14 protein-coding genes and 1 pseudogene are annotated in these 23,127 nt (G+C 63.0%); 7 read left to right on the top strand and 8 right to left on the bottom strand.

Translation table 11 applies throughout. The features are described 5' to 3' along the window. Positions 1 to 57: 57 nt before the first annotated feature. The 7 genes and pseudogenes from ACZ1G8_RS02595 to ACZ1G8_RS02565 form a co-directional block, all read right to left on the bottom strand. A pseudogene (locus ACZ1G8_RS02595) lies at positions 58 to 1,553 on the bottom strand (tryptophan halogenase family protein). Next, entirely contained in the window at positions 1,550 to 2,476 is a 927-nt protein-coding gene (locus ACZ1G8_RS02590) for an alpha/beta hydrolase (RefSeq protein WP_472680268.1), read from the bottom strand. Before ACZ1G8_RS02590 ends, ACZ1G8_RS02595 begins: the two are co-directional and overlap by 4 nt. Continuing rightward, the gene (locus tag ACZ1G8_RS02585; protein ID WP_472680267.1) at positions 2,473 to 4,509 is read right to left on the bottom strand and encodes a glycoside hydrolase family 97 protein; all 2,037 of its coding nucleotides are present in this window, start codon (positions 4,507 to 4,509) and stop codon (positions 2,473 to 2,475) included. The genes ACZ1G8_RS02590 and ACZ1G8_RS02585 overlap by 4 nt, the downstream gene beginning before the upstream one ends. Continuing rightward, positions 4,506 to 6,107, bottom strand: a complete 1,602-nt coding sequence (locus ACZ1G8_RS02580) for an alpha-amylase family glycosyl hydrolase (protein ID WP_472680266.1) — start codon at positions 6,105 to 6,107, stop codon at positions 4,506 to 4,508. Before ACZ1G8_RS02580 ends, ACZ1G8_RS02585 begins: the two co-directional genes overlap by 4 nt. Continuing rightward, on the bottom strand, positions 6,104 to 7,918 hold the full coding sequence (locus ACZ1G8_RS02575; RefSeq protein WP_472681163.1) for an alpha-amylase family glycosyl hydrolase: 1,815 nt from the start codon (positions 7,916 to 7,918) through the stop codon (positions 6,104 to 6,106). Before ACZ1G8_RS02575 ends, ACZ1G8_RS02580 begins: the two co-directional genes overlap by 4 nt. A 20-nt stretch (positions 7,919 to 7,938) precedes the next feature. Beyond that, a complete protein-coding gene (locus ACZ1G8_RS02570; RefSeq protein WP_472681162.1) occupies positions 7,939 to 9,387 on the bottom strand; it encodes a tryptophan halogenase family protein in 1,449 nt (482 codons plus the stop codon). A gap of 157 nt (positions 9,388 to 9,544) precedes the next feature. Continuing rightward, positions 9,545 to 12,328: a TonB-dependent receptor gene (locus ACZ1G8_RS02565; RefSeq protein WP_472680265.1), complete on the bottom strand. Its 2,784-nt coding sequence runs from the start codon at positions 12,326 to 12,328 to the stop codon at positions 9,545 to 9,547. Between the two features lie 327 nt (positions 12,329 to 12,655). Here ACZ1G8_RS02565 and ACZ1G8_RS02560 point away from each other — a divergent pair, with 327 nt between their 5' ends. From ACZ1G8_RS02560 to cysN, 5 genes are all read left to right on the top strand, one after another. Next, the gene (locus tag ACZ1G8_RS02560) at positions 12,656 to 13,690 is read left to right on the top strand and encodes a LacI family DNA-binding transcriptional regulator (RefSeq protein ID WP_472680264.1); all 1,035 of its coding nucleotides are present in this window, start codon (positions 12,656 to 12,658) and stop codon (positions 13,688 to 13,690) included. Between the two features lie 106 nt (positions 13,691 to 13,796). After that, the gene (locus ACZ1G8_RS02555; protein WP_472680263.1) at positions 13,797 to 15,329 is read left to right on the top strand and encodes an MFS transporter; all 1,533 of its coding nucleotides are present in this window, start codon (positions 13,797 to 13,799) and stop codon (positions 15,327 to 15,329) included. Beyond that, positions 15,322 to 16,725, top strand: a complete 1,404-nt coding sequence (locus ACZ1G8_RS02550; RefSeq protein WP_472680262.1) for an alpha-amylase family glycosyl hydrolase — start codon at positions 15,322 to 15,324, stop codon at positions 16,723 to 16,725. Before ACZ1G8_RS02555 ends, ACZ1G8_RS02550 begins: the two co-directional genes overlap by 8 nt. A gap of 179 nt (positions 16,726 to 16,904) precedes the next feature. Continuing rightward, positions 16,905 to 17,813, top strand: a complete 909-nt coding sequence (cysD, locus tag ACZ1G8_RS02545) for a sulfate adenylyltransferase subunit CysD (RefSeq protein WP_472680261.1) — start codon at positions 16,905 to 16,907, stop codon at positions 17,811 to 17,813. After that, positions 17,813 to 19,723, top strand: a complete 1,911-nt coding sequence (gene cysN, locus ACZ1G8_RS02540) for a sulfate adenylyltransferase subunit CysN (RefSeq protein WP_472680260.1) — start codon at positions 17,813 to 17,815, stop codon at positions 19,721 to 19,723. The genes cysD and cysN overlap by 1 nt, the downstream gene beginning before the upstream one ends. Positions 19,724 to 19,732: 9 nt before the next feature. Here cysN and ACZ1G8_RS02535 read toward each other — a convergent pair whose 3' ends face one another. Further along, positions 19,733 to 21,001, bottom strand: coding sequence for an acetyl-CoA C-acetyltransferase (locus ACZ1G8_RS02535; protein WP_472680259.1), 1,269 nt, complete (start codon positions 20,999 to 21,001; stop codon positions 19,733 to 19,735). 115 nt (positions 21,002 to 21,116) lie between these two features. On the opposite strand from ACZ1G8_RS02535, the gene ACZ1G8_RS02530 reads away from it, so the two are divergent. Continuing rightward, positions 21,117 to 21,878, top strand: coding sequence for a crotonase/enoyl-CoA hydratase family protein (locus ACZ1G8_RS02530; protein WP_472680258.1), 762 nt, complete (start codon positions 21,117 to 21,119; stop codon positions 21,876 to 21,878). 1 nt (position 21,879) lies between these two features. Then, on the top strand, positions 21,880 to 23,043 hold the full coding sequence (locus ACZ1G8_RS02525; protein WP_472680257.1) for an acyl-CoA dehydrogenase family protein: 1,164 nt from the start codon (positions 21,880 to 21,882) through the stop codon (positions 23,041 to 23,043). Positions 23,044 to 23,127 lie beyond the last annotated feature (84 nt).

Raw genomic sequence — 23,127 nt, 5'->3', positions numbered from 1 at the left:
CAGGCCTGACATAGTGATTTCAGGGGCGGCAGGAGCGATCCTGTCGCCCCTTTCGTATCAAACGGGTTCGTAGGGCGGGAAATTGCCGGCGCATGCCGCCAGCATCCTGCGCGTCGCCTCGATATCGGCGGCCTCGACACCCTGTGGCAGGGGCTGGAGCTTCTCGGCAGGCGGGAAGCAGCCGTAGCCTGCAAACAGGCAATGCCAGCTCATCGGCGAATAGGCGGGCTGTTCGCCGTTGGCGGCGCGGTTCGTCTCGGCGATGTCCTTGTGCGTGAACCAGGCGGTCATCATCGCCTTGAGGCCGTCCGGCAGGGTGTCGTTCGCCGCGTTCTCGCGCCAGTAGTCGCTGTCGGTGCGCCGGTTCATTCGGTAGTGCGCGACGATGTAGTCGCGGATCCCGTCGTAGCGCGCGGCGATCCGGCGATTGAACGTGTCGCGGTGCTGAGCGGCAAAGCCGCCCGCCTCGTACGCCTTGGCGAAATCGAGCGCAGTATAGATCACGATATGGAGCGCGGTCGCCTCGAGCGGCTCGATGAAACCCTGCGATAGCCCCGCGGCGAGGCAGTTGCGTGTCCAGCTGTCCTCCACGCGCCCTACCTTCATCGAAAGGAAGCGCGCGTCGGTATCGCTGTCCTCCATGCCGATAGCGGCGCGCAATTCGGCCTCCGCCTCCTCGTCCGAGGTGTGACGCGAGGAATAGACATAACCATTGCCCACACGCGTGGTGAGGGGATCGACCAGCGCCAGCCGGCTCGCATGGCGATTGCATCGGTCTGCGGGCGGGGCGGTTCGCGGTGAGGTGTGGGCATGACGACGGCACGGTCGTTGAAAAGGTTCTCGCCGAAGGAAATGAAGCGCATGCCGAGCTTCTTCTGGGCCAGGATCGATGCGAAGCCCGAGCAATCGACGAACAGATCGCCCTCGATGCGCTCGCCGTTTTCGCACAAAAGCGCTGCGATATCGCCGTCCTGCGTATGTTCGACGTCTTCGACCTTGAGCGGGCGATGCTCGACACCGCGTGCCACTGCCCATTCGCGCAGGAAGCCGCCGAGCTTGTGGGCATCGAAGTGATAGCCGTAGCTGGGCGGGAAGGGGAAATTCTTGCCCGAATGCGGCGACTTGCGGCCTTCCGCGAGGACGCTTGCCAGGAACCAGTCGTCGGGATGGGCAGGCACGTCGCCGCCTCGCCGCCGCAGCGCGCAGTTATGCGTGAAACCGGGTTCGCTGTGGAGGTCGATGGGGCCGGGGAAGGGGTGGAAGTAGCTTTCGCAGCCTTCCGCCTCGCTCCAGCCCGAAAATCGGATGCCGAGCTTGTAGGTGGCATCGCAGGCATCCATCCATTCGCCTTCGTCGATGCCGAGGTGGTCGAAGAATGCCTTGAGCTGCGGTGTCGAACCTTCGCCCACGCCGATGATGCCGATCGCGGGGCTCTCGACGACCGTGACCTTGCCGCCGCGTGCGCCCCATTCCTTATGCAGCAGGCAGGCGGTGATCCAGCCTGCGCTGCCGCCGCCGAGGACGACCACGTGAGGAGGGCTGGCTTCGCTCATTCGTCGCGCCAGAGCCAGCGGAGGACCTCGGGCATGCGGCGGTTCCAAGCGATCTCGTCATGCTCCGCGCCTTCGTAGACACGTGCGGTGAAGTTCTCGCCTTCCTGCCAACCGAGGCGGCGGAAATCCGCCGCGACCGCTTCCTGCCAAGGTGCGTAATAGCCATCGAGGCCCACGGTGCCGTGATCCATCCACACGCGGCGACCGTCAGGTGCGCCGAGTTTGGCCGTCAGGTACTCGTCCCAGAGGCGTTCGACCTGCGCGGCGTCACCATCTGCGATCTCCGGCGCGACGAGCGCGAAATGCGCGCTGATGCAGCCCGCCCTGTCGAAGACGTCGGGCCGTTCGATGATGGCGAAACAGCTCATCACGCCGCCCATGCTCGCGCCCGCGATGGTGCGCGCTACGGGATCGGCAATGGTCCGGTACTGATCGTCGATACGGGCGGTGAGGTCATCGGCCACCCAGTCCAGCTGGCGCCGCGAGGCGACGGGCCCGCCCGCCATTTCGGCGACGTTCTTGGCGATCGTGCCGTCTGCATTCTCGACGAACTGCGGGACGTAGACCCGATACCGGTCCATGCCGTCGGGCGACCAGATGCCGACGACGATGTGCGGTTCGGCCTCGCCTGCCGCGACGAGACCCTTCAGCACGTCCTGGATCATCCAGGCTTTGCCGTAATGCGTCTGAGCGGGATCGAGGAGGTTCTGGCCGTCCCACATGTAGAGGACGGGGAAGCGGCGCTCCGCATCCTCCTCGTACTCGGGCGGCAGCCAGACGGTCACCCGCTGGTCGGGCAGGCCTTCGGCCGCGATATTCTCGAGCTCGATCGTCTGCGAATGCCCTGCCGGGGCCGGGAGCAACTCGACGTCGCAGGAGGCCAGTGCGACCCCCATCAGGACGATGGCGAACGCGCGGATCACCCCTGCGGCACGAATTCGATCGCGAAGCCACCTGCAGGTGCAATCCGCAGGTCGAGCGTCTGGTCGGATGTGACGGTCCTGCTCTCGACTTCCATTGCATGGCGATCTTCGCCCTGGCCGTCGGCATTGGCCCCGTCGCGCCAGATGGTCGCGGCATAGCTCTTGCCCGGATCGAGGAATGACAGCGGCACGCTCACATTGCGCTCGGCCTCGTCGGTCACTGCTCCGACATACCAGTTGAGCGTATTGCGATCGCGGCGTGCAATGACGGCGTATTCGCCCACCTTGCCGTCAACCAGCATGCTTTCGGCCCAGTCTGCCGGCACGCGCTTCACGAAGTCGAGCGCACGCGGGTATTTGACGAGGTTTTCGGGCAGGTCGGCGACCATCTGGATCGGCGAATAGATCGTCACGTAAAACGCGAGCTGACGTGCGAGCGTGCTCGGAAGGTCGGGGGCGGTCGCACCGCGACCCTCGAGCGAGAAGACGCCCGGCGTATAGTCCATCGGTCCCGAAAGCATGCGCGTGAAGATGAGCTCGGGAACGTGACCCGGATCGTTCTTCGGCACCGCCCAGGCATCGTATTCCGCACCGCGAGCGCCTTCCCGGCTGACCCAGTTGGGATAGGTGCGGCGAAGGCCCGTGTCCTTGATCGGCTCGTGCGGGTTCATCGCGATCTGATGCTCGGCGGCCTCCTCGACGACCTTGAGGTGGTGACGGACCATTTCCTGCCCGTCATGCCACACGAAGGTCTCGCCCATGCCGCCTTCGCCATAGGGCGCGATCACGCCGCCCGCATCGGCGACATAGCCGCTCTTGACCGCATCGATGCCGAGCGACTGGTAGAACGCCATCGCGTCCTCGAGCTGTTCCTCGTAGACCTTGATGTTGCCGCCGGTCTCGTGGTGGCCGATGATCTTCACGCCCTTTTCCTCGGCGTAGCGGGCCAATTCGGCGATATCGAAATCGGGATAGGCCTCGGTGAAGCTGAACTCGCGGCCATTGCCGAACCAATTGCCGTCCCAGCCGACATTCCAGCCTTCGATAAGTACGCCGCGGAAACCATGCTCGGCAGCGAAATCAATGTATTTCTTGGCGTTTTCGGTGGTCGCGCCGTGCTTCTCGCCGCTCGCCCAGCTCTCGATATCGAGATGCATGCCCCACCAGATGCCGATGTATTTGTGCGGCGTGAACCAGCTGACATCGCCGAGCTTGTTGGGTTCGTTGAGGTTGAGGATGATGTCGCTCTCGAACAGGCCCTTGGCGTTCGAGCTGATCTGGATCGTGCGCCACGGCGTCGTGAAAGCGCCTTCGCGAATGACCTTGGGTCCGCGCGGGCTCGGCGCGAGCTGGGCACGCAGGCGCGTGCCGTCGACCCTGCGCAGCCACATGCCCGAATAGTCCACCAGCGCCGCCTCGTGGAACGATAGGTGCGTGCCGTTGGCCAGCACCATGGTGACCGGCGTGTGCACGGTCGACAGGGCGCTGATCGGGGTCTTGGCGTAGAGATATTCGTAGCGGTTCCAGTCACCTGCCGGGATCGACCAGGCGGTACCGTCGCTGGCGATGTTGAACTCGGTCAGCTCATCCGAAATGTTGTAAACCGGCTGTTCGACGCTGTCGGGAAACTCGGTGCGGAAACCGATCCCGTCGTCGAAAACGCGCATGCGCACGGTGATCTGGCGCGGAGTGTCGTCCTTCTCGCGGAAGGTGACGGCGAGCTCGTTATGGCTGTCGATGACCCACTGCTGCTCGCCCCAGGGCTGTTCCCAGGTGCTGTTGCTAGCCTGCTCGCGGAAGCCGACGACCTCGAAGTTGCGGCGCATCGGATCGGCATCGGTGAAACTGAAGCCGAGGTTCGACTTGGCGATGATCGGCACGCCGTCGCGGGTGACCTCGTAATAGGGAATGCCTTCGCCATCCGCGTCGACGGTCACCTTGATGCGGCCATCGGGCGAGGAAACGGTCTCGGCCTGCGCTGCCGTTGCGAGCGGTAGGAGGGCAGCGCCCAAGAAAAGAGCAAGGCGGTTCATGCGGAGATCTCCGTTATGATTGCGGCATGGGCCGGCAATTCGCTTTGGCTCGCGCCATTGATAGCCATCAAAACGCGGCCTTGGCAATTATCGAGCGAAACTGGCTTTGAGCCGAGGTTGAAGCGGCATTCGAGCCGTTGTCCACCGGCCTCGCGCGAAAAGACCAGCAGGTCGCCTTCGTGATCGCAGGATGCGACGCGTCCGTGGTGCAGTGCCGGGTTGGCCTTGCGCAGGGCGATCGCCTCGCGGGTGAAGTTAAGGAGCGAATCCTTGTCCTTCCGCTGCGCTTCGACCGGCCGGGAGCGGTTTTCCTCGCCAAATGGCAGCCACGGCGTGGTGCTGCCGAATCCGGCGCAGGCGCTGTCGCTCCACGGCATGGGCGTGCGTGCGCCGTCGCGGCTGAGGGTGAGCGGCCAGTTGGCGATCGCTTCGGGATCGTGGAGCTGGTCGAAGGGAATATCGACCTGCGTCAAGCCCAGTTCCTCGCCATAGTAGAAGATCGCATTGCCGCGCAGGCTGACGAGCAGCAGCGCCTTCAAACGTGCGAATGCATCGCGCTCGTGCGGTTCGCACCAGCGGCTGAGGGCACGCGGTGCATCGTGGTTCTCGAAGGCCCAGCTCGGCCAGCCGAGACGCTCCTCGTCGGGCCATTCGGCGAGCGAGCAGCAGACGAGCTCGGGCGTCAGCGCATCGGCGTAGAGGAAGTTGAAGCTGTAGGCCGAATTGAGATGCGTCTCGCCATCGGTGAACAGCCGCATCTCGCGCACGGCATCGTCCCCGCCGACCTCGGCCACGGTGAAGATGCCGTCGAACTCGTCGGTCATCGAACGGATGCGCTCGATGAATGCGGGAATGTCCGGATGGCTCTGGTTGTATTTCTTGATCTGGAAATCAAACGGCCGCGTGCGCGCCTTGCCATTAGCGGGCGCGGGCGGATTGTCGCGCAGCTGCGGGTCGTGCATCGCGAAATTGAGCGCATCGATGCGGAAGCCGTCGACGCCGCGCTCAAGCCAGAAACGCATCACGCCAAGCACGGCGTCCTGCACCTCGCGGTTGTGCAGGTTCAATTGCGGCTGCGAGCTCAGGAAATTGTGCAGGTAGTACTGCCCGCGGCGCGCGTCCCACGTCCATGCCGGACCGCCGAAGACAGATTGCCAGTTCGACGGCGGCGACCCGTCGGGCTTGGCCTCCGCCCATACATACCAGTCCGCCTTGGGATTATCGCGGCTGGAGCGGCTCTCGGCGAACCACTCATGCTCGTCGGAGGTGTGCGAATAGACCTGGTCGATCAGGACCTTGAGGCCAAGCTCGTGAGAGCGCGCGACCATTGCATCAAAGTCTTCGAGATCGCCGAAGATCGGATCGACCGCGGCATAGTCCGAGACATCGTAGCCGAAATCCTTCATCGGCGACTTGAAGAAAGGCGAGACCCAGATCGCGTCGATCCCCAGCTCCGCGATATGCGGCAGGCGCTCGGTGATGCCGGGCAGGTCCCCAATGCCGTCTCCGTTGGAATCGCGGAAGCTGCGCGGATAGATCTGGTAGATCGTCGCGCCTTTCCACCAGGGGAGGCGGGAGGCTTCGCCCGCCTGGCTCATTCGGCGCGCTCCGACACGCGGCAAACTGCCCAACCGAAGGCGGGGAGGGTGAAGGCTGCGCTTCCCGGGGCGCTCACTGCAGCAGGGCACGTGCCCGAAAGCGCTTCGAAACTGCGGGCATCGTAGCCCAGCGTCACATTCGCGCTTTGCGTTTCGCCGCTCGTGTTGAAGACGAGAAGGTACTCGCGCCCGTCCTCCGGATCGAAGCGGCTGGCGGCGAAAATGCCGGCTTCCTGCCCGTAGTGGCGCACCACCTGGCGGCCACGGCTGAGCGCATCATGCGCGCGGCGCACGTCGGAAAGCTCGGCGATCAGGCGGTAGAGCGGGTGGGTGGTGTCGAAATTGCTGACCGCTGTGGTCGCATCGGTGCCGATCAGCGTGTTGTCGTTATAGCTGTCGGTGCGGCTGGGGAACATGTCCTCGCGCGCTGCCTGGTCGTTGCCGTCGCCGACGAAACCCTGCTCTGCGCCATAATAGATCACCGGCGAACCGCGCAGCGTCATAAGCATGGCGTGGGCAAGCTTTGTACGGGCCAGCATCTCGTCGGTGGAGATGTCCTCGTTGTCCCAGCGCAGCATGGTGGTGAAGCGGCCCATGTCGTGGTTGCCGAGGAAAGTCGGCATGTCGAGAGCGGCTTCCTCGCCGCCTTCATAGAGCACGTCTCCGTCGAACAGCTCGTTGAGGATATAGGTGCCCTTACCCATGCTCACCGTCTCGCGGATGCCCTGCTGGAAGGCAAAATCGAGCACTGCGGGGAAACCGTCGCGGCGAGTGTACTGCGCGATGTAGCCATTGTCGTGATCGTCGCGGTAAACTTCGCCGAAGATGTGGAAGTTCGGGATGCCTGCGGCCTCGGCGGTCTCGAGCATGGCGGGGACGAATTTCTGCCAGAACTCGGGGTTCACGTGGCGCGCGGTGTCGACGCGGAAACCGTCGATGCCGGTATCGCGGATCCAACCGGCGTAGATGTCGATCATGCCTTCGACCACGCGCGGGTGCTCGGTAAACAGATCATCGAGGCCCACGAAATCTCCCTGCCGGCTGCTCTCACCGGTGAAGGTCGTGTCGCCGCGGTTGTGATAGTAGATCGGATCGTTGAGCCAGGCGGGTACTTTCACGTCCTTTTCCGCCGCTGGGACGACCGGCGTATAGGCGTAGGAAGGATCGGTCAGCTTGGCGAAGTTTGCTTCACTGCGATCCTCGTCACCCGCGAAGCCTTCGTTGATCGCAGGACCGTCGATGCCGCCCTTGCGCGAATAGGGGAAATCGCCCTTGCTGCGGTAGGCGTAACCGGTCTCGTCGCCCTCCGCGTAGCGGATCACGTCCGCGGTGTGGTTGGTGATGATGTCCATATAGACCTTCATCCCGCGAGCGTGCGCCGCATCCACGAAGGCCTTGAATTCCGCGCGGCTGCCGAAGTGGCCGTCGGGGCGGGTAAAGTCGGTCACCCAGTAACCGTGATAGCCTGCGCTCTCGCCACCTTCGGGGCCCTGAACCGGCTTGTTCTGGAAGATCGGTGCGAACCAGATCGCGGTGACGCCAAGCCCCTCCAGATAGTCGAGCCGCTGGGTGAGGCCGGCAAGGTCGCCGCCATGGAAGAACCCCTTGTGGGTGGGGTCGAAGCCATGATCGAGTGGGCCGCCGGTGAAATCGCCAAGATCGTTCGACGTGTCGCCATTCTCAAAACGGTCGGGCAGCACGAAATAGACGATCTCTTCGGAGGGCGCGCGATCGCGGAAGCTCGTGTCGGCGGGCGCTGCAGGCACAGGGTTCTGCGCATGGGCACAGGCGGAGGCGGCAAGCGCGATCATGGGGAGGGCAGCTTTGAGTTTCACGCGACATTCTCCTTCTGAGCGGCTTGCGACACCAACTTGCCGAGCACTTCGACGTGCTGCGGCATCGCGTTTGCGGCGCGAACCATCTGTTCTTCGGTCGAGGCCAGCAGCCCGACGAGTTCGTTTTTCGGCATGGCGTCGGCCAGCGGATTGTAGCCATCCGCCTCGACGCCCTGTCCGGCGAGGACCTGAAACCAGGCGACCTCGGTGAAGAGCTCTTCATGCTCGCGGTGGATATGACCACCGGCACGCCATTGCCCGATCTTGGCGCTCAGCGTGTCGGGCAGGTCGAGCGCGCGCATCGCGTCCCAGAATGGCTGACCCTGACGCCCGTTTCCCCAGTAATGCAGGACAAGGAAATCGCGGATGCGGGTCCACTCGAAATCGGCCTGCGCGTTGAAATGGTCGACCAGAGCCGGATCGGGACGTCCTGAAGGCAGCAGCTGCAGAACCCGCGCAAGCGCGCTCTGGACGAGATGGATGCTGGTCGATTCCAGCGGCTCCATGAAACCGGCGGCAAGGCCCAGCGCGATGCAGTTGCCGACCCATTGGCGGCGGCGCTTGCCGGTGGTGAACTTGAGGACTCGCGGAGTGCCGTCGGCCTCGCCGTCGAGATTGGCGAGCAGCGTTTCGGCGGCCTTGTCTTCGGAGATATGCGCGCTCGAGAAGACGTAGCCATTGCCGATGCGGTGCTGCAGCGGGATGCGCCACTGCCAGCCGGCCTCGCGCGCGATCGAGCGGGTGTAGGGGGTGAAATCGCCGCCGCCGGAACAGGGCACAGCGACAGCGCGATCGCACGGAAGGAGATGCGACCAGTCGTCGAAGCCCGCTTCCATCGCGCCTTCGATGAGGAGACCCCGGAAGCCGGTGCAATCGATGAAGAGGTCGCCCTCGATACGGCGATCGCCATCGAGGGTGAGGGCGGCGATATCGCCGGTCTCGCCATTGCGCTCGACGCTTTCGATAAGGCCTTCGGTGCGCGTGGCGCCGCGCGCTTCGGAGAAGCGGCGCAGGAAGGCGGCGTAGAGGCCGGCGTCGAAGTGATAGGCATAGGGCAGCTCGGGGCCGCCGGGAGCTGGCATGCGCAGAGCGCGCGCCGCGATCTCGTTCAGCGAGTAATGTGCAAGCGGGCGCGCATGGCCGAGTTTCTTGGCCCGCAGCCAGTGCTGGTGGAAGGGCAGGAGCCCCGCGCCGCGGCCGACCTGGCCGAAGGCATGCATGTAGCTATGACCGTCACCCATCCATCCGTCGAAGGCGATACCGAGCTTGAAGCTGCCCTTGGTTTCTCGGAGGAATTCGGCCTCGTCGATGCCGAGGGCCTGGTTGAAGTGGCGGATTTGCGGGATCGTGGCTTCGCCGACGCCGACGGTGCCGATTGTCTCGCTCTCGACCAGTTCGATTTCGAAATGCGCCGGTGAGAAGCGAGCGAGCAAGGATGCTGCCATCCAGCCGGCGGTTCCGCCTCCGGCAATGACAATCTTGAAGGGGTCTTGCTCGCTCACGTCGTCACCTCACCACCCTGAAAGGCGGTTCGAGTAAGCCGGAAGTGCTGATGTTCCAAGGGTGGCCGGGCGCGGCAAGCCGCACCCGGCCGGGAGGAAATCAGAACTTGTAGGTGAACCCTGCCAGGAAACGGCGGCCGTATTCCTGGTAGTCGATCACAGCGCGCGGCTCGGGCACGTTGAACTGTGACACGAACGGTGCGTTCGTAAGGTTCTGTCCCTGCACGTAGACCGAAAGGCCTTCGAGGGCGCTGCCCGGCTGGAACTCGTAACCGATCTGTGCATCGACAATCGTCTCTGCACGGGCCAGGCGGCGCGTGGGCGATCCGCCGAAGCCGGTGAAGTCGGCAAGGAATTCCGAACGGTAGCGCACGCTGCCGCGGGCACTGAAGCCGTTGAGGTCATAGTAGACCGTGCCGTTGGCGACCCATTCCGAGTAGCCCGGGATCTGGTCGATGTCGCCATTGGCATTCTCAACCTTGGTCTTGGTGTAGCCGGCACCACCGGTCACACCGAAGCCGGTGAGCGCCTCGGTGAAGACGTCGAACGGGATCGTCGCCGAGAGTTCCGCACCGTAGAAGTCGCCGCCGCCAGTGTTCACCTCGGAGTCGAGGAAGCCGATGGTGGTTGCAGGCGTCTGGCCGGCAGGGATCGGGAACGGAGCGTAATCGAACACCACGCGCGAACCGTCGATGTAGCTCACGAGGTCCTTGTAGAAGACCTGCGCGGCGATCACGCCTGCACCGCCGGCGAAATACTTCTCGATGTTGAAGTCGATCGCGTTCGCACGGTACGGGCGAAGCAGCGGGTTACCGCCGCCACCGCTGATGAACGGTGCGAGGCCGGTCGGGCTGTCAGCCACGTTGTTGTTGATGCCGTAACCGATGGCGACACGAAGGTCGTCGAGCTGAGGGCGCTGGATCTGGCGGCTTGCTGCCAGGCGGAACACCCAGCCACTGTCGAGTCGCAGCGAGAGGTTGGCGCTAGGCAGGACGTCCCAGAAGTTGTCGCCCAGCGAGAGGTCGACGCGGTCCTGCGAACCGTCACCGTCGAGATCGACGAAGGCGAGGCCGGTCGAGTTCTGCTCGGTGTTGATCGCCTGGACACCGAAGTTACCGGTGATCTCGCCGCCGCCGATGTCCTGCTGGACGTCGAACTGCAGGTAGGCGGTCATCAGCTTTTCGGTGATGCCGTAGGCCTTGGCCGGAATATCGTTCGAGGTGTTCGGATCGAGGATCAGCGTGCCGTCCGCGATCAGCTCGCGAACGTCGTAGCTGACGATCGGGCCGAGGCCGAGGTAGCCGAGATCGGTCGAACGAAGCAGCGCGCCCGAGGGGATCGCAACTTCGGTCGCACCGCCAGCCGGCGAAACGAAGAATTCGTCCGGGGTCAGGCTCTTGGCACGATCGGTGTAGCTCAGGCCGAAGTTCACCTTGGAGATGAAGCTGTCGACTTCCTTGGCGACACCGAGGCGATACTGGAACAGCTCGTCGTCGATGATGCGGTTGTTATAGTAACCGGCCTGAACGCGGCTGCCACCCCAGCCGAGCGGGTCGGTCAGGACGATCAGCGTGGGATCGGAATAGTCGAGCGTCGGGCTGAAGCTGGTGCCCTGCGTGTTCGAGATGAAGCCGATGGTGTCGGTAGCGCCGACGCCGGCGTTGTAACCGGTGCCCGAGTAGCTCTCGATGCTCAGCTCTTCACGGTCGGTGCGCGAGTAGCCGAAGTCGAGGAATGCGCTCCAGCCGTCATCGCCTTCGTAGTCGACGTTGAAGCCGCCCGAGTAGAGGTCTGCCTTGCGCTGGAAGACGTCGTTGCGGACCACGCCTTCGACGTTTTCGAAGGTGCCGGCTTCGGCGAAGCCGCCGAAGGGGCCGTCGACCACGGTTGCGGTCGAGGGATCGAAGGTGGTGCCGAAGGCGCCGAAGCCGAGAGGAAGTTCGATGCCGCGCTTCGACTGATCATCGTCGAAGTTCGAGTAGAAGCCGTCGAGCGTCAGCATGACGTTCGGGCTCGCCTGGTACTGCAGCGTACCATTCACACCGAAGCGTTGGAGCTGGGTCGAGGTTACGAAGCTCTTGTTGCCGCCGATGACGAATGGATTGCCCGGCGTACCGTCGCCGGCATAGCCCCAGGCGTTGAATTCCTGCAGCTGGTAGGGTTCGTCGGTGTAGGCTGCCGAAAGGGCGAGACCCACGGTGTCGTCGGCGAACTGATCGACATAAGTGCCGTTCACGCGGTAGCCGAATTCTTCCGAACCTGCGTTGAGCGCGCCCAGGTCGGCGTAGCTGCCCTTGGCACCGATCGCGAGAATGGTCTCGGGTGCTTCGAGCGGACGGATGGTGCGGACGTCGATCGTACCGACAAGACCCTGGCCGACGAGGCTGGCCGACGGGCTCTTGTAGACGACAACCTGGTTGACGACTTCCGAGGGATACTGGTCGAATTCGACGGCGCGGTTGTCGCCGGTCGAGGTCTGCTCGCGGCCGTTGAGAAGAGTCTGCGAGAAGTCGGGGCCGAGGCCGCGGATAGCGATGACGTTTGCGCGGCCGTTGAGGCGCTGCGAAGTCACGCCGGGCAGGCGGGCGATCGATTCACCGATCGAGTCGTCGGGCAGCTTGCCGATGTCTTCTGCGGTCACCGATTCAAGGATCAGGTCGCTGCGACGCTTCTCTGCAACCGAGGTTGCGAGCGATTCGCGGAAACCGCTGACGATGATGACCTGATCGTCCTCGTCTTCATCGGCGACGGGCTGTCCTTCGCTGACGGTATCGGGAGTTTCGGGCTGGGTCGTCTGCGCGGAGGCGATCGTCGGGAAGCCCCCGGCGAGTGCCAGTGCGACAGCCGACGCGCTGACGCCGGAAAGCTGCTTGCGGAATGCCATGTCTTGTAATCCTCTCCCCTGTGGTCCGTGCCGTGGTTTGGGCAGTCCCGGACCGGAAAATCCTCATGCGAGTCCGGTTTGCGCACCGGTTGCTCTGCGCCCACAAGTATGTCTCGGGATTGTCATACGCATAGACGGCATACGTATACGCACCCTGCGGCCCTCTGGCGCTTGGTGCACAAAAACAACAGTGAACGTTCACATTATGAAAGTTTCGGAAACCCGCGCTTTTCCTAGACTTTGGCAACCTTGCATGTTTGCTTTGCCTCCAGACGCTGCCTAAGGTCGGCCCGTAGGGCCGTGTTGCGGCCTCCTGCGGGGAGAGACATGGGACGCAAGCCGACCGGACGGCCCACCAGTTTCGATATTGCCTATGCGGCCGGGGTCTCGCAGCCCACGGTGAGCCGGGCTCTGCGCGGCGACAAGTCGGTCAGCGAAAAGACCCGCGAAAAGATCCGCCAGATCGCCCGCGACCTCAATTACACGGTCGACAAGAACGCCTCTTCGTTGCGCTCGCAGCGGTCCAACACGATTGCGCTGCTGTTCTTCGAGGATCCCACTCCCGACCAGAGCATGATCAATCCGTTCTTCCTCGGAATGCTCGGATCGATCACGCGCGCCTGCGCCAATCGCGGGCTCGACCTGCTGATCTCCTTCCAGCAGATGGAAGACGACTGGCATGTCCAGTACCAGGACAGCCACCGCGCCGACGGGCTGATCCTGCTCGGTTATGGTGATTACACGCTTTATCGCGAGCGGCTCGACCAGCTCGAGGAGCAGGGTACGCATTTCGCGCGCTGGGGCTCCGTTTCCATGGACAGCAGCGGCGCGACTGTGGGGACAGACAATGTCCAGGCGGGCTGTCTCGCGGGCGAACACCTGATCTCGAAGGGGCGCAAGCACATCGCTTTCCTAGGCCATGCGGGCGAGCAGTATCCGGAGTTTGCCGGGCGGTATTCGGGGCTTTGCGAGGCGTTGAAATCGGCGGGTGTCGCGGAGGACAAGTCGCTCCAGTATGACGCTATCACGACCGAAGAAGCGGGCTATGCCGCGGCGAAGGCGCTCGTGGAAAGCGGACAGTCCTTCGACGCGATTTTCGCTGCGAGCGACCTCATCGCCATCGGGGCGATGCGCGCGTTGGCAGAAGCCGGAAAGCGCGTGCCCGATGATGTCGCGGTCGTGGGCTTCGACGATATTCCCGCCGCGTCCCTGACGACGCCGCCGCTCACTACGATCATGCAGGACGTACGCGGTGCGGGTGAGGCGCTGGTCGAAACGCTCTTGGCGCAGGTCGAGGGGCGCGACCTTCCCCCGCGCAAACTGCCGGGCAAGCTGGTCATCCGGGGAAGCACTGGAAGCTAGGGGCCCGCGTATTCGTATACGTAGTGGCCTCACGCCGGTTCTCGTGCCAGCTTTCATCGAATTGGAGACCGGGCGAAGACCCGGGTGGGACGAGGAATAGAGAATTATGGACGCGACTTTGCGCGAGAAGCCCCGGCAGGGTTTCGCCGGGCTGTGGAACATCAGCTTCGGCTTTTTCGGCATCCAGATCGGTTTCGCGCTGCAAAATGCGAACATGAGCCGTGTCTTCCAGACGCTCGGCGCGAGCATGGACGACTTGCCCGCGCTCTGGGTCGCTGCTCCGCTGACAGGCCTCATCGTCCAGCCGATCATCGGGCACTTGTCCGACAAGACATGGAATCGTCTCGGCCGTCGCCGCCCATACTTCCTGACCGGTGCGATCTTCGCCGCCCTGTCTCTCTTCGTGATGCCGCTTAGCCCAGCCTTCGCGTACCCGCTGTTCTTCGCTGCAGCTATGCTGTGGGTGCTCGATGCCTCACTAAACGTCTCGATGGAGCCCTTTCGCGCCTTCGTGGGCGACATGCTCAACACCGACCAGCATAGCGCGGGCTATGCAGTGCAGACCGCCTTTATCGGCGCAGGCGCGGTGGTGGGGTCTATCTTTCCCTACTTCCTCGAGCAGATGGGGGTCGCCAATGTGGCGCCTGACGGCGGCATTCCCGACACGGTGAAGTACAGTTTCTGGTTCGGCGCGTTCGCCCTGTTCACCGCGGTCATGTGGACCATCGTGACCACGAAGGAATTCTCGCCCGAGGAAATGGCGGCATTCGGCGAAGAGGCTGAGGCTGACACTGCGCAGCCGATCCGGGCGCTTGCGGCTAAATCGACCGCTTCGAGCGCCGTTTGGATTTTCGCTGGCGCGGCGCTCGTGCTGCTTGTGCAGGCGCTCGATCTTCAGAAGGAGATGTACCTCCTTGGCGCGTTGCTGGTGGTTTACGGCCTCCTTAGTGCCATCGCGATCTCGATGGCCAAGAAGGGCCAGTCCGCGAACATGCTCTCCAGCATCGTGGGCGATTTCGCGGGCATGCCCGAGGTGATGAAGCGCCTTGCGCTGGTGCAGTTCTTCAGCTGGTCGGCGCTCTTCATCATGTGGATCAACACGACGCCCGTCGTGACCCAGTACGTCTTCGGCAGCACCGACACGGCGAGCATCGCCTATAACGAGGGCGCGAACTGGGTGAACGTGCTCTTCACTGTCTACAATGGCGTGGCCGCAATCGCCGCGCTTGCCCTGCTTCCGGTGCTCAGCCGCAAATTCGGTCAGGTGATGACCCACTCGATCTGCCTGTCGCTGGGCGCGGTCGGCTTCCTGATGTTCTTCTTCGTACGCGATGCGAATACGCTGCTTCTGGCAGAGGTGGGCATCGGGATCGCGTGGGCCAGCATCCTTGCCATGCCCTATGCCATTCTCGCTTCGAACCTGCCGCAGGCCAAGCTCGGCATCTACATGGGACTGTTCAACGTCTTCATCGTCGTGCCTCAGCTGCTTGTGGCGACCGTGATGGGCCAGCTCATGCTCTGGCTGTTCCCCGGTGAACCGGTGTGGACGATGCTGTTCGCCGCCGCTTCCTGGCTCATCGCCGCGTTCGCAATGCAGCGCGTCAAGGCCGCCATCCCGCAGGAGAAAGTTCATGCGTAAGCTGATTGCAGGTGCCGCAGCCCTTGCCCTTGCCGGCGGTGCCTATGCCATGGGCTCCACGGCGGATGAGCCGGAAGCGACCGGCTGGGAATCGCAGAGCAAAGTAACCATCGAACATCCCGAATGGTCGCGCGATGCCGTGCTCTACCAGATCAACACCCGCCATTTCACCGAGGAAGGAACCTTCAAGGCCGCGCAGGAAGAACTGCCGCGTCTGAAGGAGCTTGGCGTGGACATCCTCTGGCTCATGCCGATCCACCCGATCGGCGAGGAAAACCGCAAGGGCACGCTCGGCAGCCCCTATTCGGTGCTCGACTATTATGGCGTGAACCCAGAATTCGGCACGGAAGAAGAGTTCCGCGCTTTCGTCGATGCCGCTCATGCGCAGGGCTTCAAGGTCATCCTCGACCTTGTCGCCAACCACACCGCCTGGGACCACCCGCTACGCAGTGAGCACCCCGACTGGTACGAAAAGACCTGGGACGGCGATTTCCGCCCGACCCCCTGGTGGGACTGGTCCGACATCATCGATCTCGACTGGTCGAAGCCCGGCGTGCGCGAGCATGTCGGGGGAGCGATGGAGTACTGGGTCCGCGAATTCAACATCGATGGCTACCGCGCGGACGTTGCGGGCTACGTCCCGCTCGATTTCTGGGAAACCGCGCGTGCGCGGCTCGATGCGATCAAGCCGGTCTTCATGCTGGGCGAAGTGCAGCAGAGCGGCTTCCACCACGAGGCCTTCGATGCGACCTATGCCTGGGACTGGCACAACACGACCAAGAACGTGTCGCAGGGCAAGGGCAATGCGACCAGCTTCTACGGATACTACGCCGAGAACGAGAGCCTATGGCCGCGCGAAGCCATGCGCATGACCTATATCGAGAACCACGACAGCAATGCGTGGGAAGGCACGATGGAGGAGAACTACGGTCCTGCTCTCGAGGCGATGACCGCGCTTTCCTTCACGGGCGAGGGCCTGCCCCTGATCCACAACGGGATGGAGGCTTGCAACGCCAAGCGGCTCGAATTCTTCGAGCGCGACCCGATCGACTGGAGCCAGGGCGAGAGCTGTGACTACGGCGATTTGCTCGCGCGGCTGATCGACTTCCGCAAGGCCAATCCGGCGCTCGAGAACGGGCAGTGGGGTGCGGTCATGCACAAGGTCGAGAACTCGGCACCCGAGCAGCTCTTCGCGTGGGTCAGACAGGAGGATGGCAACAAGGTCCTCGGCCTTTTCAACATGAGCGGCGAACCGCTGGAGGCGACCTTCTCCGATGCGCTTCCCGAAGGCCAGTACACCGACTTCGAGAGTGGGCAGCGCGTCTCCATCGGGGAGGGCCACGAGGTGGCTCTGCCGGCCTGGGGCTATCGCCTGTTGAGCAGCGGATCGCGATAGGCTTTTCCATGTGATCGCATACGGTTGCAGGCGGGCGAAATACCCCGTCTGCGCCATTGTGCTGCGTTCAAACTTCTCCTATCCGAGCGGCGATCTTTCGCTGCTTGCCGGTTTGTGCCGGACAACCCAGATTGCGGCTGTCCCCCAGCAAGCCAACCCAGACCCGTAAAGAGACCATAATGTCCCTCACACATTTGCAGCGGCTCGAGGCCGAAAGCATCCACATCATGCGGGAAGTGGTGTCCGAGGCAGAAAAGCCCGTGATGCTCTATTCGATCGGCAAGGACAGCGCGGTGATGCTGCACCTCGCCAAGAAGGCCTTCTACCCTTCACCACCGCCGTTCCCGCTGCTCCATGTCGATACGACTTGGAAGTTCAAGGACATGTACGAGCTGCGCCAACGCAGCGCCGACGAGGCCGGGATGGAGCTGCTGGTTCATCAGAACCCCGAAGCCAGGGAACTCGGCATCAATCCCTTCGACCACGGGCCGGTGCATACCGACATGTGGAAGACGCAGGGGCTTAAGCAGGCGCTCGACAAATACGGTTTCGACGCAGCTTTCGGCGGCGCGCGCCGAGACGAAGAGAAGAGCCGCGCCAAGGAGCGCATCTTCTCGTTCCGCACCGCGAGCCACGGCTGGGACCCGAAGAGCCAGCGCCCTGAGCTGTGGAACCTCTACAACGCGCGCAAGAAGAAAGGCGAGAGCATCCGCGTCTTCCCGCTGTCGAACTGGACCGAGCTCGACATCTGGCAGTACATCCATCTCGAGAACATCGAGATCGTCCCGCTCTACTATTCCGCCAAACGCCCGACCTTCGAATATGAAGGCGGCCTGTTCATGGCCGACGATATCGAGCGCCTCGAAAAGGTGATGGGCAAGCGTCCCGAGATCACCGAACGCTCGATCCGCTTCCGCACGCTGGGCTGCTTCCCGCTGACCGGCGCCGTCGAAAGCGAGGCGGCGACGTTGCCCGAGATCATCCAGGAAATGCTCCTGACGACGACCTCCGAACGCCAAGGCCGCGTGATCGACAAGGATTCAGGTGACGCGTCGATGGAGAAGAAGAAGCAGGAGGGCTATTTCTGATGAGCGAGCATCCTGTCTACGAGACCGAGGCGCTGATCGCCGAGGACATCGACGCCTATCTCGAAAAGCACCAGCACAAGACCATGCTGCGCTTCATTACCTGCGGCAGCGTGGATGACGGCAAGTCCACCCTGATCGGCCGCCTTCTCTACGATTCCAAGATGATCTTCGAGGATCAGCTGGCCGCGCTCGAGAACGACAGCAAGAAGGTCGGCACGCAGGGCCAGGAGATCGATTTCGCGCTGCTGGTCGACGGCCTCGCCGCAGAGCGCGAGCAGGGCATCACCATCGATGTCGCCTATCGCTTCTTCGCGACCGAGAACCGCAAGTTCATCGTCGCCGACTGCCCGGGACATGAACAGTACACGCGCAACATGGTCACCGGTGCGTCTACCGCAGACCTCGCCTGCATCCTGATCGATGCGCGCAAGGGCGTGCTGGTCCAGACGAAACGGCATAGCTTCCTGTGCCATCAGCTCGGCATCAAGAACCTCGTTCTTGCCGTCAACAAGATGGACCTGATCGACTACGACCAGGACAAGTATGACGCGATCATCGCGGACTATAAGGCGTTCTCGGAAAGCATCGGTATCGAGAGTTTCACCGCAATCCCGATCAGCGGACTCGCCGGCGACAACATCACGACCAAGTCGGAAAATACGGGCTGGTACACAGGGCCGACGCTGATGGATCACCTCGAAGCCGTCGAGGTGCGCAGCGAGATCAATCTCGACAAGCCCTTCCGTCTGCCGGTCCAGTGGGTGAACCGCCCGAACCTCGATTTCCGCGGCTTTTCCGGGCAGATCGCGACCGGCAGCGTGAAACCCGGCGACACCGTTCGCTCCTTGCCTTCAGGCAAAACCAGCACCGTCAAATCGATCGTGACCATGGATGGCGACCTCAAGGTAGGCGTCGCCGGTCAATCCGTTACGCTTACGCTCGATGACGAGATCGACTGTTCGCGCGGCGACGTTCTTGCGGCGGCCGACAGCCCGCCAGAAGTTGCCGACCAGTTCGAAAGCACGATTGTCTGGATGGACGAGGACCCGCTCGTTGTCGGTCGCGCGTACTGGATGAAGATCGGAACGCAGATGGTCAGCGTGACTGTCGCCGAGCCGAAGTACGAGGTCGACGTCAACACGATGGAGCACCTTGCTGCAAAGACGCTCCACCTCAATCAGATCGGCGTTGCGGAGATTACCACCGACAAACAGATTGTGTTCGAGGCCTATGCCGAGAACCGCGCGCTTGGTGGCTTCATCCTGATCGACAAACTGTCTAACCGCACGGTGGGCGCCGGCATGCTGCACTTCAGTCTCCGCCGCGCGCAGAACGTGCACTGGCAGGCAGTCGACATCACGCGTGACGATCACGCCGCGATGAAGAACCAGAAGCCGCGCGTGCTGTGGTTCACCGGCCTGTCGGGCTCGGGCAAGTCGACCATTGCCAACGAGGTAGAGAAGAAACTGGCGATGATGAACCGCCACACTTTCCTGCTCGACGGCGACAATGTCCGCCACGGTCTCAACAAGGACCTGGGCTTTACCGAGAGCGACCGGATCGAGAATATTCGTCGCATCGGCGAAGTCGCCAAGCTGATGACCGACGCGGGCCTCATCGTATTGACCGCCTTCATCTCGCCGTTCCGCGCGGACCGCCAGCTGGTCCGCGACATGATGGGCGAGGGCGAATTCATCGAGATTCACGTCGACACCCCGCTCGAAGTGGCGGAGGCACGCGACGTGAAGGGCCTCTACAAGAAGGCGCGCGCAGGCGAGCTGAAGAACTTCACCGGCATCGACAGCCCCTATGAGGAGCCCGAGGAGCCGGAAATTCGCGTCAACACGGTGGCGATGAGCCCCGAGGAAGCCGCGGACTACATCATCAAGCAGATCCTGCCGTTGAAGTGATCGTACCGATCAGTCGACGAAATCGTCGACGCGCTCGATCACGATGGCGGGGGCCATGCCGCCCGCAGCGCACATGGTGACGAGGCCGTAGCGCTTGTTCTGGCGCTCCAACTCGTCGACCATCGTGCCGATCAGGATCGAACCGGTCGCGCCGATCGGGTGGCCGAGAGCGATCGATCCGCCGTTCACGTTGACCTTGTCCCAGTCGAGATCGAGGTCGCGCACGAACTTGGCGGCGACCACGGCGAATGCCTCGTTGATCTCGTAGAGTTCGATGTCGTCCTTGGTCAGGCCGGCCTTTTCCAGCACCTTCTTGGCGGCCGGGACCGGCGCGTTAAGCATCAGCGTGGGATCGTCGCCCATGTTGGCCGTCGCCACAATGCGCGCGCGGGGTTTGAGGCCATGCTTCTGCGCGTAGTCCTTGCTGGTCACGAGCACCGCGGCAGCGCCGTCGACCACGCCCGAGCTGTTGCCCGCATGGTGGAAGTGCTCGATCTTCAGATCGGGATATTTCGCGTTCACGAGACCGGCGAAGGTCGTGCCGTTCTTGTCGAGCGGGACATTGGCAATCTTGGTGAAAGCCGGTTCGAGCTGGGAAAGGCCTTCCATGGTTGTCTGCGGACGGGGAAATTCCTCGTGGTCGAGCACCACATTGCCCTCATCGTCGACAACCGGGATCACTGACTTGTCGAAGCGGCCTTCTTCGATCGCTTGGGCAGCGCGCTGTTGGCTGCGGTAGCCGACCTCGTCCAGTTCCTCGCGGGTGAAGCCCTCCATGGTGGCGATGGCATCACCGCACACGCCCTGGTGGCTCTGCGGGTGGCTTGCCTGCAGGCGCTCGTTGTAGCTGCCCATCATCGGCGGCCTGATCCCGGCCTGCATCTTGTCCTTCGACATCTGCGCGGTGAGGCTCATCATCTCGGTGCCGCCCGCGACCACGCAATCTTCCATGCCGCTCATGACCTGCGCTGCAGCCAGAGCGACCGAGGTGATTCCGCCGCCGCAGAAGCGGTCCAGCGTCGTGCCCGAAGAGGTGATGTCGTAGCCCGCGTCGAGCGCTGCCATACGGCCCATGTCGCCCGCCTGCATGCCGTCCTGAGTGCTGACCGACCAGATCACGTCGTCGACGGTCGAGGTGTCGAGATGGTTGCGGTCCTTGATCGCCTTGAGACAGGTGGCGGCGAGATGCTGGGGGTGCATTGCCGCCAGCGCGCCCTTGCCCTGCTTGCCGATTCCGCGCGGGGTGCGAACGGCATCGATGATATAGGCTTCGGACATGGCGTGTTCCTCTCTCGTTTGATCGAATCTTGCGGCTTTTGCCGGTTGACGTTTGCGTAAACCTCCCGCAGCAAGGGCGCAAGAACAGTTTCAAATCGCAATGGAGAGAGCGAGCATGTCTGATGACGTCCTGACCGAAGTCGACGACGGTGTCCTGATCGTCACGATCAACCGTCCCGAAGCCAAGAACGCCATGAACAAGGCTGCAGCCGAGGGAATCGCCGCCGCGATGGACCGGCTCGACGAGGACGACGACCTTCGCGTTGGCATCCTGACCGGTGCGGGCGGTACGTTCTGCTCGGGTATGGACCTCAAGGGCTTCCTCCGTGGCGAATCGCCCAGCATCGAGGGCCGCGGTTTCGGCGGCGTGGTGCAGGCCCCGCCGAAGAAGCCGCTGATCGCCGCAGTCGAAGGCTATGCGCTCGCCGGCGGTCTCGAACTGATGATCGCCTGCGATCTGGTGGTGGCGCACAAGGATGCGAAATTCGGCATTCCCGAAGCCAAGCGAGGCCTCGTGGCGGCTGCAGGCGGCGTGATGATGCTGCCCGACCAGATCCCTGAGCGTGTTGCAATGGAACTGGCTCTGACCGGCGACTTCATCGGCGCGGACCGTGCCTATGAACTCGGCCTCATCAACCGCGTGACCGACGGGTCAGCGCTGGACGGTGCGAAGGCGCTCGCAGCGAGCATCGCCGCCAACGGCCCGCTCGCGGTGAAGGTGTCGAAGCAGATCATGAAGGAATCGCGCGGCTGGGCGATGGACGAGCGTTACGACAAGCAGGCGCAGCTCATCGGCCCGGTGTTCGTCTCCGAAGATGCCCGCGAAGGCGCCGCCGCCTTCGCCGAGAAGCGCAAGCCCAACTGGAAGGGGAAGTAAGATGGCCGTTATCGACGTACCCCAGCCCGAGTTCATGGACGACGAAGAGATTTCGATCTTCGCCGATGCCGTGGGCAAGTTCTACCAGCAGCACGCACCGGAAAAACGCGTCCTCAAATGGCGCGAAGAGGGCCAGGTCGAGCGCGACTTCTGGCGCGAGGCTGGTGAGGCAGGCCTGCTCGGCACCTCCGTTCCTGAGGAATACGGCGGCCATGGCGGCGATTTCCGCCACGAGATGGTCGTCATCGACCAGCAGGCCAAGCACGGCGTCGAAGGCTTTGCCGCCAGCCTGCATAACACCGTGATTCTGCCCTATCTCGTGCGTCACGGGACCGAGGAGCAGAAGAAGAAGTACCTGCCCAAGCTCGTCACCGGCGAACTCGTCAGTGCGATCGCCATGACGGAACCGGGCGTCGGTTCGGACCTCCAGAGCATCACCACCACGGCGCTGAAGGACGGCAATGGCTACCGCATCAATGGCGCCAAGACCTACATCTCGAACGGTCAGACGGCCGATTTCATCATCGTCGTCGCCAAGACCGACCCGAACGAGCGAGCGAAGGGCATCTCGCTCATGCTGCTCGAGACGGAAGGAGCGGAAGGGTTCCAGCGCGGCAAGAAGCTCGACAAGATTGGCATGGACGCCGCCGACACGTCCGAGCTCTTCTTCGACGACGTTTTCGTGCCGAGCGACGCGGTTCTCGGCGGTGAGGAAGGCAAGGGCTTCTACCAGCTTATGGGCGAGCTGCCGCAGGAGCGCCTGATCATCGCCATGGGCGCGATGACGGGGATCGAGAAGGCGCTCGAGACGACGATGGAATACGTGAAAAGTCGCAAGGCATTCGGGCAGACGATCTGGGATTTCCAGAACACGCAATTCGTGATGGCCGATCTCAAGGCGCGGGCCACCGCGGCGCGGGTGTTCGTCAACGATTGTATCGCCAAGCACCTCAAGCGCGAACTCAGCGTCGATACCGCCTGCATGGCGAAATACTGGGTCACCGAGCTTCAGGGCGAAGTGGTCGACAAGTGCCTCCAGTTCCACGGCGGTGCCGGTTACATCAACGACTACCCGATTGCCCGCATGTACCGCGACAGCCGCATCACGCGGATCTTCGGCGGCTCGAACGAAGTCATGAAGATGGTGATTGCGCGCAGCATGTAGTTTGCGCAGGGGTCTCCGGCGCCTAGGCTCCGGTTCCTTCGAGAGGGAGCAGGGCGCTGGAGAAGTTCGATCACAGGACACCGT

This window comes from Qipengyuania sp. BR81-2 (assembly GCF_055693895.1).
This window is presented reverse-complemented; position numbering and strand designations above follow the sequence as displayed.

Bases quoted from the DNA above. Each gene is read 5' to 3' on its own strand.
- ACZ1G8_RS02585 (WP_472680267.1), bottom strand. From the start codon at position 4,509: ATGAACCGCCTTGCTCTTTTCTTGGGCGCTGCCCTCCTACCGCTCGCA.
- ACZ1G8_RS02580 (WP_472680266.1), bottom strand. From the start codon at position 6,107: ATGAGCCAGGCGGGCGAAGCCTCCCGCCTCCCCTGGTGGAAAGGCGCG.
- ACZ1G8_RS02575 (WP_472681163.1), bottom strand. From the start codon at position 7,918: ATGATCGCGCTTGCCGCCTCCGCCTGTGCCCATGCGCAGAACCCTGTG.
- ACZ1G8_RS02570 (WP_472681162.1), bottom strand. From the start codon at position 9,387: ATGGCAGCATCCTTGCTCGCTCGCTTCTCACCGGCGCATTTCGAAATC.
- ACZ1G8_RS02565 (WP_472680265.1), bottom strand. From the start codon at position 12,328: ATGGCATTCCGCAAGCAGCTTTCCGGCGTCAGCGCGTCGGCTGTCGCA.
- ACZ1G8_RS02560 (WP_472680264.1), top strand. From the start codon at position 12,656: ATGGGACGCAAGCCGACCGGACGGCCCACCAGTTTCGATATTGCCTAT.
- ACZ1G8_RS02555 (WP_472680263.1), top strand. From the start codon at position 13,797: ATGGACGCGACTTTGCGCGAGAAGCCCCGGCAGGGTTTCGCCGGGCTG.
- ACZ1G8_RS02550 (WP_472680262.1), top strand. From the start codon at position 15,322: ATGCGTAAGCTGATTGCAGGTGCCGCAGCCCTTGCCCTTGCCGGCGGT.
- cysD (WP_472680261.1), top strand. From the start codon at position 16,905: ATGTCCCTCACACATTTGCAGCGGCTCGAGGCCGAAAGCATCCACATC.
- cysN (WP_472680260.1), top strand. From the start codon at position 17,813: ATGAGCGAGCATCCTGTCTACGAGACCGAGGCGCTGATCGCCGAGGAC.
- ACZ1G8_RS02535 (WP_472680259.1), bottom strand. From the start codon at position 21,001: ATGTCCGAAGCCTATATCATCGATGCCGTTCGCACCCCGCGCGGAATC.
- ACZ1G8_RS02530 (WP_472680258.1), top strand. From the start codon at position 21,117: ATGTCTGATGACGTCCTGACCGAAGTCGACGACGGTGTCCTGATCGTC.
- ACZ1G8_RS02525 (WP_472680257.1), top strand. From the start codon at position 21,880: ATGGCCGTTATCGACGTACCCCAGCCCGAGTTCATGGACGACGAAGAG.